This is a genomic window from Pantoea coffeiphila (assembly GCF_016909495.1).
GTDB lineage: Bacteria > Pseudomonadota > Gammaproteobacteria > Enterobacterales > Enterobacteriaceae > Erwinia > Erwinia coffeiphila.
On the sequence record NZ_JAFBFW010000002.1, the window covers coordinates 13,145 to 31,815 of the forward strand.

The 18,671-nt window shown below is 55.0% G+C and carries 19 protein-coding genes; 13 read left to right on the plus strand and 6 right to left on the minus strand.

Annotated elements, in window-relative coordinates; genetic code table 11:
* The first annotated feature begins 5 nt into the window (after window positions 1-5).
* Both JOE09_RS05800 and JOE09_RS05805 read left to right on the plus strand, forming a co-directional pair.
* The gene (locus JOE09_RS05800) at window positions 6-1,418 is read left to right on the plus strand and encodes a glycoside hydrolase family 1 protein (protein WP_205065140.1); all 1,413 of its coding nucleotides are present in this window, start codon (window positions 6-8) and stop codon (window positions 1,416-1,418) included.
* Window positions 1,408-2,694 (plus strand): carbohydrate porin, encoded by a 1,287-nt coding sequence (locus JOE09_RS05805; protein ID WP_205065141.1) that lies wholly within the window; start codon window positions 1,408-1,410, stop codon window positions 2,692-2,694. Before JOE09_RS05800 ends, JOE09_RS05805 begins: the two co-directional genes overlap by 11 nt.
* A gap of 53 nt (window positions 2,695-2,747) precedes the next feature.
* Here JOE09_RS05805 and JOE09_RS05810 read toward each other — a convergent pair whose 3' ends face one another.
* Window positions 2,748-2,954 carry a hypothetical protein gene (locus JOE09_RS05810; RefSeq protein ID WP_205065142.1) on the minus strand — a complete coding sequence of 69 codons (207 nt, stop codon included), beginning with the start codon at window positions 2,952-2,954 and terminating at the stop codon, window positions 2,748-2,750.
* 770 nt (window positions 2,955-3,724) lie between these two features.
* Here JOE09_RS05810 and JOE09_RS05815 point away from each other — a divergent pair.
* The gene (locus JOE09_RS05815; protein WP_205065143.1) at window positions 3,725-4,441 is read left to right on the plus strand and encodes an N-acyl homoserine lactonase family protein; all 717 of its coding nucleotides are present in this window, start codon (window positions 3,725-3,727) and stop codon (window positions 4,439-4,441) included.
* A gap of 39 nt (window positions 4,442-4,480) precedes the next feature.
* Here JOE09_RS05815 and JOE09_RS05820 read toward each other — a convergent pair whose 3' ends face one another.
* The gene (locus JOE09_RS05820; RefSeq protein WP_205065144.1) at window positions 4,481-5,374 is read right to left on the minus strand and encodes a DMT family transporter; all 894 of its coding nucleotides are present in this window, start codon (window positions 5,372-5,374) and stop codon (window positions 4,481-4,483) included.
* Between the two features lie 134 nt (window positions 5,375-5,508).
* Between JOE09_RS05820 and JOE09_RS05825 the strand changes: the two genes are divergently transcribed.
* Window positions 5,509-5,940 (plus strand): Lrp/AsnC family transcriptional regulator, encoded by a 432-nt coding sequence (locus tag JOE09_RS05825; protein WP_239553000.1) that lies wholly within the window; start codon window positions 5,509-5,511, stop codon window positions 5,938-5,940.
* Window positions 5,941-6,077: 137 nt separating this feature from the next.
* Here JOE09_RS05825 and JOE09_RS05830 read toward each other — a convergent pair whose 3' ends face one another.
* Window positions 6,078-6,608 carry a GNAT family N-acetyltransferase gene (locus JOE09_RS05830; protein WP_205065146.1) on the minus strand — a complete coding sequence of 177 codons (531 nt, stop codon included), beginning with the start codon at window positions 6,606-6,608 and terminating at the stop codon, window positions 6,078-6,080.
* 146 nt (window positions 6,609-6,754) lie between these two features.
* Here JOE09_RS05830 and JOE09_RS05835 point away from each other — a divergent pair, with 146 nt between their 5' ends.
* On the plus strand, window positions 6,755-7,123 hold the full coding sequence (locus JOE09_RS05835; RefSeq protein ID WP_205065147.1) for an RND transporter: 369 nt from the start codon (window positions 6,755-6,757) through the stop codon (window positions 7,121-7,123).
* A 147-nt stretch (window positions 7,124-7,270) separates the two neighbouring features.
* Here the strand turns inward: JOE09_RS05835 and icd are convergent, their stop codons facing one another.
* Window positions 7,271-8,521 carry an NADP-dependent isocitrate dehydrogenase gene (gene icd / locus JOE09_RS05840; RefSeq protein WP_105592770.1) on the minus strand — a complete coding sequence of 417 codons (1,251 nt, stop codon included), beginning with the start codon at window positions 8,519-8,521 and terminating at the stop codon, window positions 7,271-7,273.
* Between the two features lie 102 nt (window positions 8,522-8,623).
* Between icd and rluE the strand changes: the two genes are divergently transcribed.
* The 8 genes from rluE to JOE09_RS05880 all read left to right on the plus strand — a co-directional run bounded on the left by rluE (window position 8,624) and on the right by JOE09_RS05880 (window position 16,663).
* Window positions 8,624-9,280 carry a 23S rRNA pseudouridine(2457) synthase RluE gene (gene rluE, locus JOE09_RS05845; protein WP_205065148.1) on the plus strand — a complete coding sequence of 219 codons (657 nt, stop codon included), beginning with the start codon at window positions 8,624-8,626 and terminating at the stop codon, window positions 9,278-9,280.
* Window positions 9,281-9,325: 45 nt separating this feature from the next.
* A complete protein-coding gene (locus tag JOE09_RS05850; RefSeq protein WP_105592772.1) occupies window positions 9,326-9,799 on the plus strand; it encodes an NUDIX domain-containing protein in 474 nt (157 codons plus the stop codon).
* 188 nt (window positions 9,800-9,987) lie between these two features.
* On the plus strand, window positions 9,988-11,097 hold the full coding sequence (gene mnmA / locus JOE09_RS05855; protein WP_205065149.1) for a tRNA 2-thiouridine(34) synthase MnmA: 1,110 nt from the start codon (window positions 9,988-9,990) through the stop codon (window positions 11,095-11,097).
* Window positions 11,098-11,133: 36 nt separating this feature from the next.
* Window positions 11,134-11,778, plus strand: a complete 645-nt coding sequence (gene hflD / locus JOE09_RS05860) for a high frequency lysogenization protein HflD (RefSeq protein ID WP_105592774.1) — start codon at window positions 11,134-11,136, stop codon at window positions 11,776-11,778.
* Between the two features lie 28 nt (window positions 11,779-11,806).
* Window positions 11,807-13,177 carry an adenylosuccinate lyase gene (purB, locus tag JOE09_RS05865; protein WP_200564033.1) on the plus strand — a complete coding sequence of 457 codons (1,371 nt, stop codon included), beginning with the start codon at window positions 11,807-11,809 and terminating at the stop codon, window positions 13,175-13,177.
* A gap of 120 nt (window positions 13,178-13,297) precedes the next feature.
* Complete coding sequence (gene phoP / locus JOE09_RS05870) at window positions 13,298-13,966, plus strand: two-component system response regulator PhoP (RefSeq protein WP_105592776.1); 669 nt, start codon at window positions 13,298-13,300, stop codon at window positions 13,964-13,966.
* 4 nt (window positions 13,967-13,970) lie between these two features.
* Window positions 13,971-15,443 carry a two-component system sensor histidine kinase PhoQ gene (phoQ, locus tag JOE09_RS05875; protein WP_205065150.1) on the plus strand — a complete coding sequence of 491 codons (1,473 nt, stop codon included), beginning with the start codon at window positions 13,971-13,973 and terminating at the stop codon, window positions 15,441-15,443.
* 92 nt (window positions 15,444-15,535) lie between these two features.
* Window positions 15,536-16,663, plus strand: a complete 1,128-nt coding sequence (locus JOE09_RS05880) for a ribosomal protein uL16 3-hydroxylase (RefSeq protein WP_200546869.1) — start codon at window positions 15,536-15,538, stop codon at window positions 16,661-16,663.
* Window positions 16,664-16,743: 80 nt separating this feature from the next.
* Here the strand turns inward: JOE09_RS05880 and pepT are convergent, their stop codons facing one another.
* The gene (gene pepT, locus JOE09_RS05885) at window positions 16,744-17,982 is read right to left on the minus strand and encodes a peptidase T (protein ID WP_205065151.1); all 1,239 of its coding nucleotides are present in this window, start codon (window positions 17,980-17,982) and stop codon (window positions 16,744-16,746) included.
* A gap of 90 nt (window positions 17,983-18,072) precedes the next feature.
* Window positions 18,073-18,633, minus strand: a complete 561-nt coding sequence (locus JOE09_RS05890) for a cupin domain-containing protein (RefSeq protein WP_205065152.1) — start codon at window positions 18,631-18,633, stop codon at window positions 18,073-18,075.
* Window positions 18,634-18,671: the final 38 nt, after the last annotated feature.

Below are 18,671 nucleotides of genomic sequence, written 5' to 3' on the forward strand. Positions count from 1 at the left end.
AATCCATGAAAACGACATTTCCGACTGATTTTCTCTGGGGCGGTGCGGTTGCAGCCAACCAGGTCGAAGGTGCTTTTGACGAGGCGGGTAAAGGTCTTTCCACGTCTGACTATCAAACGCGCGGTCTGCTCTATCCCCCGACAGAGAGAACAACCGGTGAGCTGTACATCAAAGATGTTGCCAGCGATTTCTACCACCGCTATCCCGAAGATATTGCCCTGTTTGCCGAAATGGGATTCAAAACCCTGCGCACGTCGATTGCCTGGACACGTATCTATCCTAACGGCGATGAAACCACGCCGAATGAAGCCGGACTGGCCTTTTACGATGCCCTGTTCGACGAAATGCTCAAGCACAACATTCAGCCACTGATAACGCTTTCCCATTACGAGATGCCTTACCATCTGGCGAAAAACCTGGGCGGATGGGGAAACCGGCAGACGATTACCTTTTTTGAACGCTATGCCACCACGGTATTTGAACGCTATCAGCACAAGGTCAAATGGTGGCTGACCTTTAATGAAATCAACGCCGCGCTGTTCGCCCATTTCGGCCCGCTGGGCCTGCCAGAAGGCAGCAGCCCGCAGGAAGTGTATCAGGCGGTTCACCATCAGCTGGTCGCCAGCGCACGCGTGGTCAAAGCCTGTCACCGCATTATCCCGGATGCCAAAATTGGCAATATGGTGGCGGCAATGCCGCAATACCCGCTGACCTGCCATCCTGACGATGTACTGGAAGCACAGCGTAAAGAGCGGGAGTGGCTGTTCTTCTTCGACGTTCAGGCCCGGGGAGAGTACCCGAGCTTTATGGCGCGCCACTTTGACCAGCACAACATCCTGCTGGACATCACCCATCAGGATCGGGAAGACCTGCGGGAAACGGTGGATTTCCTCTCCTTCAGCTATTACATGAGCAGCTGTGCCAGTGCCGATCCGGAACAGCATAAAGTCACCGGTAATATTTTAAATCTGATTACTAACCCGCATTTAAAAGCGTCGGAATGGGGATGGCAGATCGATCCGGCAGGCATCCGTTATCTGCTGAATATGCTCTGGGATCGCTATCAGAAACCGCTGTTTATCGTCGAAAACGGACTGGGTGCGAAAGACCGGATTGAAGAGGATGGCAGCATTCGTGATGACTATCGCATTGCCTATCTGAATGACCATCTGGTTCAGGTGCGAGAAGCCATTGCCGACGGTGCCAACGTTCTGGGTTACACCAGCTGGGGGGCGATCGATCTGGTCAGCGCCTCGACGGCAGAAATGTCGAAACGCTACGGCTATATCTATGTTGACCGCGACGATAGCGGCCAGGGCACCCTGCAACGCCATCGTAAACAGAGCTTCGGCTGGTATCAGCAGGTGATTGCCAGCGCGGGTGCCAACCTGGTGCAGGGAGATAAAAATGCGCAATAAGCTGCTGTTACTGACGCCGCTGCTGCTGTCGCTTGCGCCCCTGGCGCAGGCCGCCGATGACTGTTCCCGGTTCGATAAAATGCTGCCTAAAGGACCAGAGACACCCAGCATTGGTTCAGTCTGCGACACGATCGCCCCCGAATGGGGCGGCCTGCGCCAGGATATGGCTGATAATGGCTTCTATGCTCAGGTTCAGCTGTTAACCAACCTGACCTACGACGTAGCCGGAAACTGGAAAAATGAGCCGAACTACGTGGGACAGCGCCTGACCACCGGCAATGCGCTCAGCGCGGATGTGACTTACGATCTGGCGCGTCTTGGCCTGGGTGAGGGTGCCCAGCTGCGCCTTGGCGCGATGTATGCCTATAACAATTTCAAAGGCAACGGTCAGGACGGGCATGTGGCGATCAGCGATCTGTCCGTCTATCAGCCGTTATTCGACAACCGGGTGATCCTGCATTACGGCTATTCGGCCTGGCTGACGCATTTCTACGGCCTGTATCTTGGCAGCAGTACGGCGTCGTCAGCGCTCGGTCCGACCAGCGTTATGCTGAGCCAGGCCGGGCTCACCAGCCTGAAACCCAGCCCGGGAATGGATATCCGTTTTCAGTCTGAGGATCAGCGCTGGTACGATCATATTGGCGTAGCCCGCAGTCAAAGCTCGGACGGCCTGCTGGCGGATTCGAAGTACAATACGTACGGACTGCGCTGGCAGGTGCCGAATGCCGGAACGCTGTTAATTAACGAAATCGGTTATCGCGTTAATGCCGGCGCGTCAGAGCGCATGACGTGGCTACGCGGTGGGTCGGTCTACAATAAAACTCCCTACTTCGACTACAACACCGAGCAGGATAAGGATGAAACCTGGTCCCACTACCTGGCGGCCACCCACCAGCTCAGCCAGCCGGATGCCAGCCTGCCGTTCAGGGGATGGTATATCGACGGCAAAACGAACTACTCACCGGAGGACCGCAATGTCTTCACCCAGGATGCCTCGCTGACGTTGTTCAGTATTGGTCCCTTTGATAGCCGCCCGATGGATATGCTGTCGTTTGGCCTGGCCTGGAATAAATTCAGCCAGGATGCGAAGGATTATTTCGAGCGGCACGGCAGCAGTGCAGAAAGCTACAGCGCCACGGCATCAACCGCCTATACGCTGCGTGTCAGTAACGGCATATATTGGACCAATCAGCTGGCCTGGACGCATCACCCCTCCGTTACCCCAAAAGAGGACGATGCGTGGAACCTGCTGACGCAGATCGTCATCAATCTGTAGCAGATTTTCGACATCAAGCCCGGTTATCCGGGCTTAATGTCCACGTTGAGGCGTTACTTTGCAGATTTGCTGGTGAAAAGCCGAATGGCGATAAAATCCAGACATTTAATGGTGCAGGCCACACAGGATGCCACAACCAGGGTTTTCGATATCCCTGCTGGCGGACTGAAGCCCCAGACGGGGAGAACTCCGGCCCCGCCAAGAATCACAAAGGCAATCACCGCGCCGATAAAGCCAGACAGGGTACGGTAAATTTTCATTATCACATCGCGTCATCCTGTAATTTATATTTTACCAGGTACATTGTGCACCATAATTAGAACCGGCATTGCTAGCGCTATTACCCGAGCCAGGTTTTGCACATGCAGGCGATAATGCTGCACCAACTGCGCCTCCTGCAGCGCCTCTCCATCCTCCAAATAGTCCTCCAATAGTCCCGCCAATTACAGTAGCTAAACAATCATCGACTCCATCATAAGAGAAGTTTGCTCCCGTGTTTCGCCCCCGATGGGAACCACTCGTGCGACCTGCACTATTGATAGAGTTAGATGTATTAACAGGATCATTCCTTCCACCTGCTCCGGAGATGCTATCTAATTCAACAAAATCCAACAATCTCATAAACTCTCCTTTTTATTATTGAAAATTCATTCCATTTTAAATGGAGAATAAGAGTAACAAAAAATAATGAAATTTAAAAAAAATAGACAGGAAACGCGGGAGCATAAAAAAATCAATTTTTCCACGCAGTTAAGATAAAAACTTACAATAACAATATCAAAAGTAACAAACACCCCAAAAATAAACAATAAATTGTGAACCGAATCACTTTCACACTGTTATTTCGTGTAGACCGCCTTGAGGTAATTAAAGTAGTAATAACCTTCCCGGTGAGGACATTTCCATAAGATTTTCATTCCGCAGAGTAAACTGCATAGCCTCTGTCATGACTTCAGCGTTGCCGTTAGTGCAATAACGGACTATTTTCATGACTCTGGACTTTTGCCAGCTATCAAAAGGGAATCGGTCTATGCGGCTTTATCTACTCTATCTTGGCACCATGCAGCCGGGCGATATCCCCGTGCCAGGCTATCTAATTCGAACAGCAGATAACATTAATATCCTCGTGGATACCGGCTGGCCCCGATCCTTTGTTGATGATCCACGCCCCCCGCCAGGTCTGACGATCGATATCAGGCCGGAGGATATTATTACCGCACGCCTGGCCGACATTGGACTGAAACCTTCGGATATTCATTATCTGGTGTGCACCCACCTCGACGACGATCACTGCGGGAACCACGATTTATTTCCCGGTGCGGAGCTGATTATCCAGAAACAACATTATACGGTGGCGAAAGGGGGGCATCCGCGTTTTGCAGCAAACCGCAGCGTATGGGATCGCCCCGATCTTCGCTACCGCCAGATCGAAGGCGATGTTGAACTGGTGCCGGGAGTGACCATTTTTGAAACCAGCGGGCATGTTCCCGGACATCAGTCCCTGCTGGTACGACTGCCTGAAACAGGGAACGTGATACTGGCTGCCGATGCGGTAATGCACCACACCATGGCTGATGCGACGACACGTGAAATCTATATCACCGATATGGATGATGAAACAGGTATACGACGCAGCACGCAGAAAGTCGCAGACATCGCCAGAAACGAGCAGGCAGCATTGGTTGTTTACGGCCACGACACCGGGCAGTGGGCGACTTTGCGTCTTTCACCGCAATACTACGACTAACGTGGAAAGCAATATCGGGGGCCAGCCAGCCCACCCTGCTTAATCGTTAACCGCACACGGCTGCGCTGGCAGCCGCTTAACACGCATCATCCCGGCTGCCGCCAGCAAAATAGCGGCGGTCCCCGCCATCTGCAATGGATGTAATCGATGCCCAAAAGCCACGGCATCCACGATAAACGCCACCACCGGGTAGATAAATGAAAGCGCGCCGGTAAGGTGTGTTGGCAGCCGCTGGATCGCGCCGTACAGCAGGATATACATTAATCCGGTATGCACGACGCCCAGTGTCATCAGCAGCGACCAGCTGGCGGGCGCAATGGCATCGTGGCTTTGCAGCGCAAACGGCAGCAACAGCACCGTTCCTACCAACACCTGTACCAGCGCAATTAAATGCGGCGGCATTCCACTGAGTTTTTTAGTGATAAGCGCCGCCAGGGCATAGAAAAATGCCGCCCCCAGCGCCAGCAGAATCCCCATCAGATAATCGCTGCTGCTGACAGCGGCATCAGGCCGTGCCTGCACAATCAGCAGTAACCCGGCAAATGACAGCAGCAGCCACCCCAGCTTCGCCCGCGTCAGGCGTTCGTGCAAAAACAGCGCGCCCAGTCCCACCAGCATAAACGGCTGGGTGTTATACACGGCCGTCGCTATAGAGATTGATGCGCGTGAATAGGCGGCAAACAGCAGTAACCAGTTGACCACAATGGCCACACCGCCCAGCGCCGCCAGCAGGAGCTGACGCCGGGAGACCCGCCCGTACCGCAGCAGCCCCATTGCCGCACAAACGGGCAGCAGGGTGAGCGCGCCAAACAGACAGCGCCAGAAAACCACTTCGGTTACCGGCCTGCCGGAAAGCGTCACCAGCCAGCCGATGGTGCCGGAAATAATCATCGCCGCCGTCATCTCCAGCGTGCCGCGTGTCGTATTGTTCATCAGATTTCCCAAATGTGTCGGATCGCGTGGTCCATAATTTACGCGTAACTTCGACAAATTCACCTGCGATAAACAAGGCACTTATGCAAAAATACCTGTGTTAAAAAGGTAAAACTGGAGAAAAACTGATGGCCCTGGATGATATCGATCGCCGCCTGCTCGCGCTGTTACAGACCGATGCCCGGACGCCGATTAAAGCGCTGGCTGAACAGATCGGCCTTTCCGCTCCCGCCGCGGCCGAACGGCTGCGACGTCTGGAAGATCGCGGTGTAATTCGAGCTTTTACCGTCGAGGTGGATGCGCACGCGCTGGGCTACTCGCTGCAGGCCATCGTTCGCATCAAGCCGCTGCCGGGAAAACTGCATGAGGTGCAGAAACTGCTGGAAGCCATTCCTGAACTGGCTGAATGCGACAAAGTGACGGGCGACGACTGCTTTATCGCACGCCTGCATCTGCGTTCCATCGAACATCTGGATTTTATTCTGGATCGCATCACCGATAAGGCAGAAACCAACAGCGCGATTGTGAAGTCTCAGCCAGTTAAGCGGCGGTTACCGGGATATTAAAGCGTGGCCGACTGGCATCAGACCGCACGTTCAGCGTAAAGGGCCAGCTCAGAATAGGATAACTTTCCGGCCTGAAATTGAGATTTTTGATAACTTTTTTTGATAACTGTTTATATGCCAGCCAACAAAAACGAACATTATTGTTTATCCCATTCGGCGTGGGTCAGTGTAAACAGCATGCTGGCGGGCGCATTTTTTACATCATGAATGTCCCGTACATATCTGAGTCCGGCATTCGTCAGGACTTTCTGCGATGCCAGGTGATTTGCTCTTACTGTGGCAGATATATCAGGTAATTTGATCTCACCAAACCCATAGCTGACCGCATAGTTAGCAAACTCTGTCGCCAGGCCTTTTCCCCACGACTCCGTGGAGAAGCGATATCCCAGGCTATTGATAGAAATATCAGCATAACTGCGGATGTTTAACCCGCCAAAACCGATAATTCTTTCGGGATTATCCTTTAGCGAGATAGCCCAACTTCCGAAAGCGTAATCTTCCCAGTGTTTAAGCCATCGAGCCAAAACACCACGGGCATAATCAATATCAGGATATGGTCCTGCAGGATTAAACGTATTTGTGGCAGGGTCGCCATAAATTCTGAAAAGATCATCTGCGTCTGAGCTGATTACGGGGCGAAGATGCAGTCGAGCGGGAGTTATCGGCAAAATGCCTCCTGAGTTTTTGATTCATTCAACGAATTATCTTGCTGTTTTTATAGCCAGAACCCTTCAACTTCACAACAGGTTACATACAGCATCACAAACTTATAAGAACTTATGCTGTGATAATCTTTTCAAAACGAGCTGAAAAAATGAGAAAAATTATTGTTTTGTCGCTGGTATCTGCTTTGGCGTCATTCACTCACTTCGCGCAGGCTACTGACTGCGAACCTAATGATCTGGGTGGCTATTCTTGTTTAAATGACGATGGTTCAACCAGCGACAGCATGCCGAATGAGATGGATGGTACGGATACGATTTCCAGTAAAGGGGGCTTTACCAGTACGGATTCAGGCGATGAAGAAGCCGATGCTGAGCTTGATGGTTCATCACTCAACTCAGCCAACGATTCATCAAGTATGAATACGAATGATGCCTTAAAAGGCAGAGACTGGAATGCGCCGTCCAATATTAATGACGGTGCGGCAACGTCCAGCCTGGACATGACAAATCATCAGTGAACAGGTATTCATGCAATGTGGCCAGCTGAATCGACGTTCCTGAAACTTTGGATTCATTAGTTGGCGACATATATAAAAATCAGTCCATAAGCGCAACAAAAACGGGGGCCAAAAGGCCCCCGTCTTCACAACAATCAACAGCACATATTACATGTGGCTGATCATTGCATCGCCAAACTCTGAAGATTTCAGCAGTTTAGCGCCGTCCATCAGACGCTCGAAGTCATAGGTCACGGTCTTGGCGTTAATTGCGCCTTCCATGCCTTTAACGATCAGGTCTGCGGCTTCGAACCACTCCATATGGCGCAGCATCATTTCTGCGGACAGGATTACGGAACCTGGGTTCACTTTATCCTGGCCAGCGTACTTAGGTGCAGTACCGTGGGTCGCTTCGAACAGGGCGCATTCGTCACCGATGTTTGCGCCCGGAGCAATACCGATACCGCCAACCTGTGCCGCCAGGGCATCAGAGATGTAGTCACCGTTCAGGTTCATACAGGCAATAACGTCATACTCGGCTGGACGCAGCAGGATCTGCTGCAGGAACGCATCGGCGATCACGTCTTTGATAACGATCTCTTTGCCGGTGTTCGGGTTCTTGATTTTCACCCACGGGCCGCCGTCGATCAACTCGCCGCCGAACTCTTCGCGTGCCAGAGCATAGCCCCAGTCCTTGAAAGCGCCTTCGGTGAACTTCATGATGTTGCCTTTGTGAACCAGGGTTACGGAATCACGGTCGTTAGTGATTGCGTATTCGATGGCAGCACGAACCAGACGCTTAGTACCGGCTTCAGAGCACGGCTTAACGCCGATACCGCACTGCTCAGGGAAGCGAATTTTCTTCACGCCCATTTCATCACGCAGGAACTTGATCACTTTATCCGCTTCCGGCGTGCCCGCTTTCCATTCGATACCGGCATAGATATCTTCGGAGTTTTCGCGGAAGATCACCATATCGGTGTCTTCAGGGCGTTTAACCGGGCTTGGCGTACCGGTGTAGTAACGAACCGGGCGCAGGCAGATGTAGAGGTCAAGCTGCTGACGCAGCGCAACGTTCAGGGAACGAATACCACCGCCGACTGGGGTAGTCAGTGGGCCTTTGATAGCCACGCGGTATTCTTTAATCAGATCGAGGGTTTCCTGCGGCAGCCAAACGTCCTGGCCGTAGAGCTCTACCGATTTCTCACCGGTGTAAATTTCCATCCAGGAAATTTTACGCTCACCGTTATAAGCCTTCTGCACAGCGGCGTCGACAACTTTGATCATCACTGGAGAAACGTCCACACCAATGCCATCACCTTCGATGAATGGGATGATTGGATTGTTTGGTACGTTCAGTTTTCCCTTTTCCAGGGTGATTTTCTGACCTTCCGCCGGAACAACTACTTTGCTTTCCATTAACCTCTCCTTCGAGCGCTTTTTTTGTTAATGACTTGTAAGATGCGCGTCAATACTACTTGAATATTGACTCCGCGCCAATCATCTCAGGATTGCGGTATAATGCGCTTATTGTTTCTAAGTGCAAAGACCATGCGAAAATCTTCTGTTAGCCCTCACCGCGTTAAGCGGAACAGCCCGCGCCAGGCCGCTAAACCCGTCGATAAAGGGCCGCGCTCGGTGATTTTATTTAACAAACCGTTCGATGTTCTGCCCCAGTTCAGCGACGAGTCCGGGCGGCGCACGTTGAAAGATTATGTGCCGCAAACGGGTGTTTATGCGGCTGGTCGGCTGGATCGCGACAGCGAAGGACTGATGGTCCTGACCAACGACGGTGCGCTACAGGCCAAACTGACCCAGCCGGGAAAACGTACCGGAAAGGTCTATTTTGTTCAGGTTGAGGGTGAACCCGCTGAAAGTGACCTGCTGCCGTTTCGCCACGGCTTAACGCTGAAAGATGGCCCCACCCTGCCCGCCCTGATTGAACGGGTTGCTGAACCCGACTGGCTTTGGCAGCGCGAACCGCCGATCCGCGAGCGGAAGTCGATCCCCACCAGCTGGCTGAAGATCACCCTGTTTGAGGGGCGTAACCGCCAGGTACGGCGAATGACAGCCCATATCGGTTTCCCCACTCTGCGTTTAATTCGTTTTTCGATGGGCACGCTACAGTTAGAGGGACTGGCCCCGGGCGAATGGCGCGATATCAGCCATCTGATCTGACTCTGCGCGTGGAAGCCGCACGCCGTTAACTTTAAGGAGCTACTCATGTTCAAACCGCACGTGACCGTCGCCACCGTCGTTCAGGCCGAAGGACAATTTCTGGTTGTTGAAGAACGGGTACGCGGCCGCGCCACCTGGAACCAGCCGGCAGGCCATCTGGAAGCCAATGAAACGCTGCTACAGGCCGCCGCGCGCGAGCTGTCGGAAGAGACCGGTATCGAAGCCGTACCGCAGGCGTTCCTGGGGATGCATCAGTGGATTGCGCCGGACAACACGCCGTTTCTGCGCTTTCTGTTTTGCCTCGATCTGCCCGCCATTGTGGAAACTTATCCGCAGGACCGCGACATCGATCGCTGCTGGTGGCTGCCGCCGGAAGAGATCCTGACGTCGAAAAAACTGCGCTCGCCGCTGGTGGCCGAAAGTCTGCGGGTTTATCAGCACGGCCCGCGCTATCCGCTGTCGATCCTCAGCGCCTTCCAGTGGCCGTTTAGCGAGGATGCGCCCGCCGCCGGTGCATGATAGAATGCTGCCGCAATTTTATCAGAGTCGCCTTTAACGACTCCTGGTGCCCGAAAATCCCCCAATACGGTAAAGCGGCAGTTTTTAGTATCGCGCCAGATCGATCCCGGTCTGCGACTGCGACAGATCAAAACCTCCGATGCGCTCGGGTTTGGGGATAAGGGTAAAAACTTTAAAGTCAGGTAATTATGTCTAACAGCCAGAAAAAAGTGATCGTCGGGATGTCCGGCGGCGTTGACTCCTCCGTTTCCGCCTGGTTACTGCAGCAGCAGGGCTATCAGGTTGAAGGCCTGTTTATGAAAAACTGGGAAGAGGACGATGGCGAAGAGTACTGCACCGCAGCAGACGATCTCGCCGACGCGCAGGCCGTCTGCGATAAGCTCGGCATCTATTTACACACGGTAAACTTTGCCGCCGAATACTGGGATAACGTCTTCGAGCACTTCCTCGCGGAGTACAAAGCGGGCCGCACGCCCAACCCGGATATTCTGTGTAATAAAGAGATCAAATTTAAAGCCTTCCTTGAGTTTGCCGCCGAAGATCTCGGGGCGGACTATATCGCCACCGGCCACTACGTGCGCCGTGCCGACGTTGACAGCAAAAGCCGCCTGCTGCGCGGCCTGGATGGCAACAAAGATCAGAGCTACTTCCTCTATACGCTGGGCACCGATCAGATCGCGCAAAGCCTGTTCCCGGTGGGCGAGCTGGAAAAACCGGAAGTGCGCCGCATCGCAGAACAACTGGAGCTGATTACCGCGAAGAAGAAAGATTCCACCGGCATCTGCTTTATCGGCGAGCGCAAATTTACCGAGTTCCTTGCCCGCTATCTGCCCGCACAGCCGGGTCCGATCGTTACCGTGGCCGGGGACACCGTCGGTCAGCATCAGGGTCTGATGTATCATACGCTCGGCCAGCGCAAAGGGCTGGGCATTGGCGGCACCAAAGATCACAGCGAACAGCCGTGGTACGTGGTGGATAAAGACGTGGTGAATAATGTGCTGATCGTCGCCCAGGGCCACGATCACCCGCGCCTGATGTCGGTCGGGCTGATCGCCCAGCAGCTGCACTGGGTGGATCGCGAAGTGCTTCGCGCCCCGCTACGCTGCGTGGTGAAAACCCGCTACCGTCAGGAAGATATTCCGTGCACCATCACGCCGATCGACGATGAGCGCATAGAGGTTCGTTTCGACGAGCCGGTCGCGGCGGTAACGCCGGGCCAGTCAGCGGTATTCTATCTTGATGAAGTCTGCCTCGGCGGCGGCATTATTGAACAGCGTCTGCCTCTGGTAAGTGCCTGATACAGACGACGCGCAGGGAAGACAACAGGAGTCATCGTGGCGAAGAACTATTATGATATTACCCTGGCACTGGCCGGTATCTGCCAGTCCGCTCACCTGGTGCAGCAATTGGCGCACCAGGGCCAGTGTCCGCCGGAGGCGCTAAAGGTCTCGCTGAACAGCCTGCTGGATCTGAATCCCTCCTCCACACTGGCGGTATTCGGCGACGATGAAGCCAACCTGCGCTTCGGTCTGGAAACTCTGCAGGCGGTGCTGAACAGCAACAGCCGTCAGGGGCTGGGCGCGGAGCTGACACGCTATACCCTGAGCCTGATGGTGCTGGAGCGCAAGCTGAACGGCAACAAGGATGCGATGAACGAACTGTCGCGGCGCATCGCCCAGCTCGATCGCCAGCTGGCGCACTACGGCCTGGAGTCTGATACCTTAGTCAGCGCCATGGCCGGGATTTATGTGGATGTGATAAGCCCGCTCGGGCCGCGTATTCAGGTCACCGGTTCCCCGGCGATCCTGCAGAATACGCAGGTGCAGAGCAAAGTTCGTGCGGCGCTGCTGGCGGGTATCCGCGCAGCGGTGCTGTGGCAGCAGGTTGGCGGTGGCCGCCTGCAGCTGATGTTTTCCCGTGGCCGTCTTGTTAACGAGGCGAAAGCGATTCTGGCCCGCCTGAACGGGACACCAACCTGATTTTTTAACCGATCCTGGAGCAGCAACAATGGAATTATCCTCTCTGACCGCCGTCTCACCTGTTGATGGTCGTTATGGCGACAAAGTCAGCCCACTGCGTGGCATTTTCAGCGAATTCGGTCTGCTGAAGTTCCGCGTTGAGGTTGAAGTTCGCTGGTTACAAAAACTGGCCTCCAACGCTGCGATCAAGGAAGTTCCTGCATTTGACGCCGACGCAAACGCTTTCCTTGATGCTATTGTCGCCGGATTCAGCGAAGAAGACGCCGCGCGCATTAAGACCATCGAGCGCACCACCAACCACGACGTAAAAGCGGTTGAATACTTCCTGAAAGAGAAAGTGGAGAGCGTGCCTGCCCTGCATGCCGTGTCTGAGTTTATCCACTTCGCCTGTACCTCAGAAGATATCAACAACCTGTCCCACGCGCTGATGCTGGATACCGCGCGCCGCGACGTGATTGTACCTTACTGGAATAAAATCATCGCCGCGGTGAAGGATCTCGCCGTGCAGTACCGCGATATTCCGCTGCTTTCCCGTACCCACGGCCAGCCGGCAACTCCGTCGACGCTGGGTAAAGAGATGGCCAACGTTGCCTACCGCTTTGAGCGCCAGCTGCGTCAGCTGGAGCGCATTGAAGTGCTGGGTAAAATCAACGGTGCGGTCGGTAACTATAACGCCCACATCGCCGCTTACCCGGAAGTGGACTGGCATCAGCTGAGCGAAGAGTTTGTCACCTCGCTGGGCATCACCTGGAACCCGTACACCACGCAGATCGAGCCGCACGACTACATCGCCGAACTGTTTGACTGCATGGCCCGCTTTAACACCATTCTGATCGACTTCGATCGCGACGTCTGGGGTTACATCGCGCTGAACCACTTCAAGCAGAAAACCATCGCCGGTGAAATCGGTTCTTCCACCATGCCGCACAAGGTGAACCCGATTGACTTCGAAAACTCCGAAGGCAACCTCGGCCTGGCCAACGCCGTCATGCAGCATCTGGCCAGCAAACTGCCGGTATCCCGCTGGCAGCGCGATCTGACCGACTCTACCGTGCTGCGTAACCTCGGCGTGGGCGTCGGCTACGCGCTGATCGCCTATCAGGCGACGCTGAAAGGTATCTCCAAGCTGGAAGTGAACCGTGACCGTCTGCTGGACGAGCTGGATCACAACTGGGAAGTGCTGGCTGAGCCGATCCAGACCGTGATGCGCCGCTACGGCATTGAGAAGCCGTATGAGAAGCTGAAAGAACTGACCCGCGGCAAGCGCGTTGATGCTGAAGGCATGAAGACGTTTATCGACGGTCTGGCTCTGCCGGAAGAAGAAAAAACCCGTCTGAAGCAGATGACGCCGGCCAACTACATCGGCCGCGCTATCCAGATGGTTGATGACCTGAAATAATCCCCCCGCCGGGCCGGCGCTAGTCGGCCCGCGTTAACCTGCGGTTTATTTGCTTTCTCCTATACTTCTGACAGTTTATGCTGCGTCTCAATGCAGTTCGAATCGATTAAGGATTAGGTTATGCGTGTGTTAGTCGTCGAAGATAACCCTCTGTTGCGTCATCATCTCGCCGTTCAGCTGCGTGAGATGGGTCATCAGGTGGATGCTGCGGAAGGCGCAAAAGAAGCGGATTATTTTCTCAATGAGCATACGCCGGACATTACGCTGGTCGATCTCGGCCTGCCGGATGAAGACGGCATGGCGATGATCCGCCGCTGGCGCAGCCAGGAAGTGCGTCAGCCGATTCTGGTGCTGACCGCCCGCGATGGCTGGCAGGCAAAAGTTGAAGCGCTGGAAGCCGGTGCCGATGACTATGTCACCAAGCCTTTCCATATTGAGGAAGTGGTTGCGCGCATGCAGGCACTGATGCGTCGTAACAGCGGCCTGGCCTCGCAGATTATTACCCTGCTGCCGTTCCAAATCGATCTCTCCCGCCGTGAGCTGACGATTAACGAACAGCAGATCAAGTTAACCGCCTTTGAATACACCATTATTGAAACGCTGATCCGCAACGTCGGCAAAGTGGTCAGCAAAGATTCGCTGATGCTGCAGCTGTATCCCGACGCTGAACTGCGTGAAAGCCACACCATTGACGTCCTGATGGGGCGCCTGCGTAAGAAGATCCAGGCCGAACACCCGCAGGATGTGATTACCACGGTGCGCGGTCAGGGCTACCGTTTCGATCTCTGAAGTGATGACGCTGCTACGGAAGATATTCCGCCGGAAAAAACCGCTGTCGCTGCGCGTGCGCTTCCTGCTGGCCACCGCCGCCGTAGTGCTGACCATGTCGCTCTCCTACGGCATGGTGGCGGTGATCGGCTACGTGGTGAGCTTTGATAAAAATACCTATCGCGTGCTGCGCAGTGAGAGCAATCTGTTCTTCACCCTCGCCCAGTGGCAAAACAATCGCCTGACCATCGTGCAGCCGGAGCGGATGTCGCTGAATTTCCCGGCGCTGGTGTTTATTTATGACAATCGCGGCAAGCTGCTGTGGCAGCAGCGCGACGTGCCCGAAATCCGCAGCAAAATTCGCCGCGAATGGCTGAACAAGTCCGATTTTTACGAGATCGATACCAACAACTACACCAGCCGCAAGGTGCTGAGTAACGATCGCGATGCGCAGAATAAACTCAGCGCCTACGATGATGACGGCAATGACACCTTCACCCACTCGGTGGCGGTGAACCGCTATGAGGCGACCATCAACCTCCCGGAGCTGACCATCGTGGTGGTGGATTCTATTCCGCAGGAGTTACAGCATTCCGACGTTGTCTGGTCGTGGTTCAGCTACGTGCTGCTGGCCAATCTGCTGTTGATTATTCCGCTGCTGTGGCTGGCGGCGCACTGGAGCCTGCGCCCCATTGGCTCGCTGGCAAGCCAGGTGCGCGAGCTGGAAAACGGCGTGCGGGAAACGCTCGACCCGGCGCCGCCGCAGGAGTTAAAAGGGCTGGTACGCAACCTCAACATGCTGCTGGATAACGAACGGCAGCGCTATACCCGCTATCGCACCACGCTCAGCGATTTAACCCACAGTCTGAAAACGCCGCTGGCGGTGTTGCAGACGACGCTGCGTTCACTGCGCGGCGGTCGGAACCTGTCGATAGAGCAGGCCGAGCCGATTATGCTGGAGCAGATCAGCCGCATCTCGCAGCAGATTGGCTACTACCTGCATCGCGCCAGTATGCAGGCCGACCACCATGCCCTGAAACGTGACCTGCACTCGGTGCCTGCCCTGCTCGACAGCCTGTGTTCGGCGCTGAACAAGGTGTATCAACGCAAAGGCGTGGTGCTGACGCTGGATATCTCCCCGGAGCTGATCTTCGTGGGCGAGCAGAACGATTTTATGGAAGTGATGGGCAACGTGCTGGATAACGCCTGCAAATACTGCCTGGAGTTTGTTGAAGTGACCGCCAGCCAGACCGATAACCAGCTGCAGCTGATCGTGGAAGATGACGGCCCCGGCATCCCGGAAAATAAACGCGACCTGGTCTTTGTTCGCGGCCAGCGGGCCGATACGCTGCGGCCGGGCCAGGGTCTGGGCCTTGGCCTGGCGCGTGAAATTCTGGAGCAGTACGCCGGGGACATCAGCGCCAGCAGCAGCCAGCTTGGCGGAGCGCGGATGGAGATTGTGTTTCGCCGCCAGGAACTGCTGCACAAGGATGAGTAAACTGCTTATGCGCAGACATTTGACCGAGACGATACACAGTCAGGCCCGCGCGCTGTTATAATCGATCCACTTTTGCGCTTCAGGAAACCCTCATGGATTATCAACTCGATCTCGACTGGCCCGATTTTATTCAGCGCTACTGGCAAAAACGGCCGGTAGTACTTAAGCGCGGTTTCAAAAATTTCGTCGACCCGATCTCTCCCGATGAGCTGGCCGGGCTGGCAATGGAAAATGAGGTGGACAGCCGCCTCGTCAGCCACCAGAACGGCAAATGGCAGGTCGGGCACGGCCCGTTCGAAAGCTATGATCATCTGGGCGAAAATAACTGGTCGCTGCTGGTGCAGGCGGTCGATCACTGGCACGAACCTTCTGCTGCGCTGATGCGCCCTTTCCGCTTCCTTCCCGACTGGCGTACCGACGATCTGATGATCTCCTTCTCGGTGCCGGGCGGTGGCGTGGGTCCGCATTTCGATCAGTATGATGTGTTTATCATTCAGGGAACCGGCCGCCGCCGCTGGCGTGTGGGTGAGAAAACCGAGCTTAAGCAGCACTGTCCGCACCCGGATCTGCTGCAGGTTGAACCGTTTGACGCCATCATCGATGAAGAGATGGAGCCGGGCGATATTCTGTATATTCCACCGGGATTCCCGCACGAAGGCTATTCGCTGGAAAACGCCCTTAACTACTCCGTGGGCTTCCGTGCTCCAAGCGGGCGTGAGCTGATCAGCGGCTTTGCCGATCACGTTCTGTCCCGTGAACTGGGCAGCTATCGCTTCAGCGATCCGGACGTGCAGCCGCGCGAAAACCCGGCAGAAATCCTGCCTGCCGAGCTGGCGGGTATCCGCCAGATGATGCTGGACGTTATCGACCAGCCGCACCAGTTTAATCAGTGGTTTGGTGAGTTTATTTCGCAGTCGCGACACGAGCTGGATATCGCGCCACCGGAGCCACCGTATCAGCCTGATGAAATCTACGACGCGCTTCAGCAGGGCGACTCGCTTTCACGCCTCGGCGGTCTGCGCGTCGTTTCGATCGGTGATGCGGTATTCATCAACGGTGAGCAGCTTGAATCCCCGCACCGCGCTGCGCTTACCGCACTGGCCAATCAGCTGACGCTGAACCAGGAAGCGCTTGGCGAGGCCCTGGACGATCCGTCATTCCTCGCCCAGCTGGCAGCGCTGGTCAACAGCGGCTACTGGTACTTCGGCGACGAAGAGTAAGACGCCTGAGAGCGGATGCCGTGAATAACGCGGCATCCGCCCTTTCGACTGCGGTACAGAGTCACAGAATCAACGCTTTTTCAGGTAGAGGCCTTCGCCTGCTCCGCCGTCAGTGTGGCAATCCGTTCGATAACCTGCACCGCTTTCTCCATATTATCCAGCGACGCAAATTCATGCCTGCCGTGGTAGTTATAGCCGCCGGTAAACAGATTCGGGCAGGGCAGCCCCATATAGGAGAGCTGTGAGCCGTCGGTCCCGCCGCGAATCGGCTTCACCAGCGGGTTAATATCGCAGTCGCGCATCGCCTGGAGTGCCAGGTCGATACTTTGCGGGCAGGCTTCCACCTTCTCGCGCATATTAAAATAGCTGTCCTCAATCACCAGCTCAATCAACGCCGAGTGTGGCAGAGACTGCTGAATCCGCTGCGCAATATCCTGCATCAGCGTTTTACGCCGGGTAAAGCTCTCGCGGTCAAAATCGCGGATGATGTAGTGCATTTCCGCCCGATCGACCGCGCCCTTAATCCCGTGCAGATGATAGAAACCTTCGTAACCGGCGGTTTTTTCAGGCACTTCCTCCGACGGCAGCGCCTGATGGAATCGCGTGGCCAGATCGAGCGCGTTGACCATCACGCCTTTGGCCGTGCCGGGATGCACGTTATTACCGGTGATTTTTACCGTCACCGATGCGGCGTTAAAGTTCTCATACTCAAACTCCCCCAGGCCACTGCCGTCAACGGTATAGGCCCAGTCGGCGCCAAAGGCCGCTACGTCAAAGAAGTGCACGCCTTTACCAATTTCTTCGTCGGGAGTGAACGCCACGCGGATTTCGCCGTGCGACCGTTTGCCCTCAATCAGCCGCGCCAGCGCGGTCATGATCTCCGCCACACCGGCTTTATCATCGGCACCCAGCAGGGTTTTACCGTCGGTGGTGATCAGCGTATGGCCGTGCAGCTCGTGCAGAACCGGGAACATCACCGGCGAGAGGATCTCATCGCCAATTCCTAATGCAATATCGCCACCGCGATAATTTTCAATGACCTGCGGTGAGACATTTTTACCGGTGAAATCCGGCGATGTATCAACGTGGGAAATAAAGCCAATCACCGGCACCGGCCAGCTCACCGTTGATGGCAGCGTGGCCATCACAATTCCGTGCTCGCTGCAGCTGATATCACGCAGCCCCAAATCGTGTAATTCTTCACAAAGCCGATCCGCCAGGCGCAACTGCCCTTCCGTACTGGGGACCTGACGAACGTTACCTTTAGATTGCGTATCCACAGCTACATAGTTTAAGAAGCGATCGAGTAATTTATTCATCTGTCGTCCCTCTGAATGCCAGTAATGATTATCATCATTAGGTAACCCATACATATTGTTTCAGGTCAGTTTAGTGTGCGGCGAAGGCCATTAGCGGTGTGGGTAATGAATTAAATTATAAAAACGCACCGGCTGCGCGCCGCCGTTGCGATAGGCATGGGGCCGATCGGCCTCGAACCGCAGTGCGTCACCGGTAGCAATCACTTGCCAGACATCGGCAACCCGCAGCTCCAGCTGCCCCTCAATGACAATAGCATGTTCAATCACTCCCGCTTCGTGGGGAGCAGACTCGCTTACGGCACCGGGCGCCAGTTCGATGACCAGCATCTCGAATCCGGTCGCAGCATCAAACGGGAACAGCGTCTGCACCTGCATCGCCAGATTAGGCTGACGAAATGCGGGTAATCCCTTCTGCTGTCTGGGGGCATCATGCGGCGTATCCGGGGCATCAATAAACAGGGAAAACGGCAGGTTAAATCCGGTGGCAATTTTCCACAGCGTAGCAATCGTCGGGCTGGATTCCGCTCGCTCTATCTGCCCCAGCATCGCCTTGCTCACGCCAGTGACTTCGGCAGCCTGGCTTAAACTCCACCCGCGCAGGCCACGCTGGGTTTTCAGCGTATGCGCCAGATGATTTTGCAGATCGTCCACACTTTTCCCTCCTGTTAACAGGGCGAGTATATCCGCTT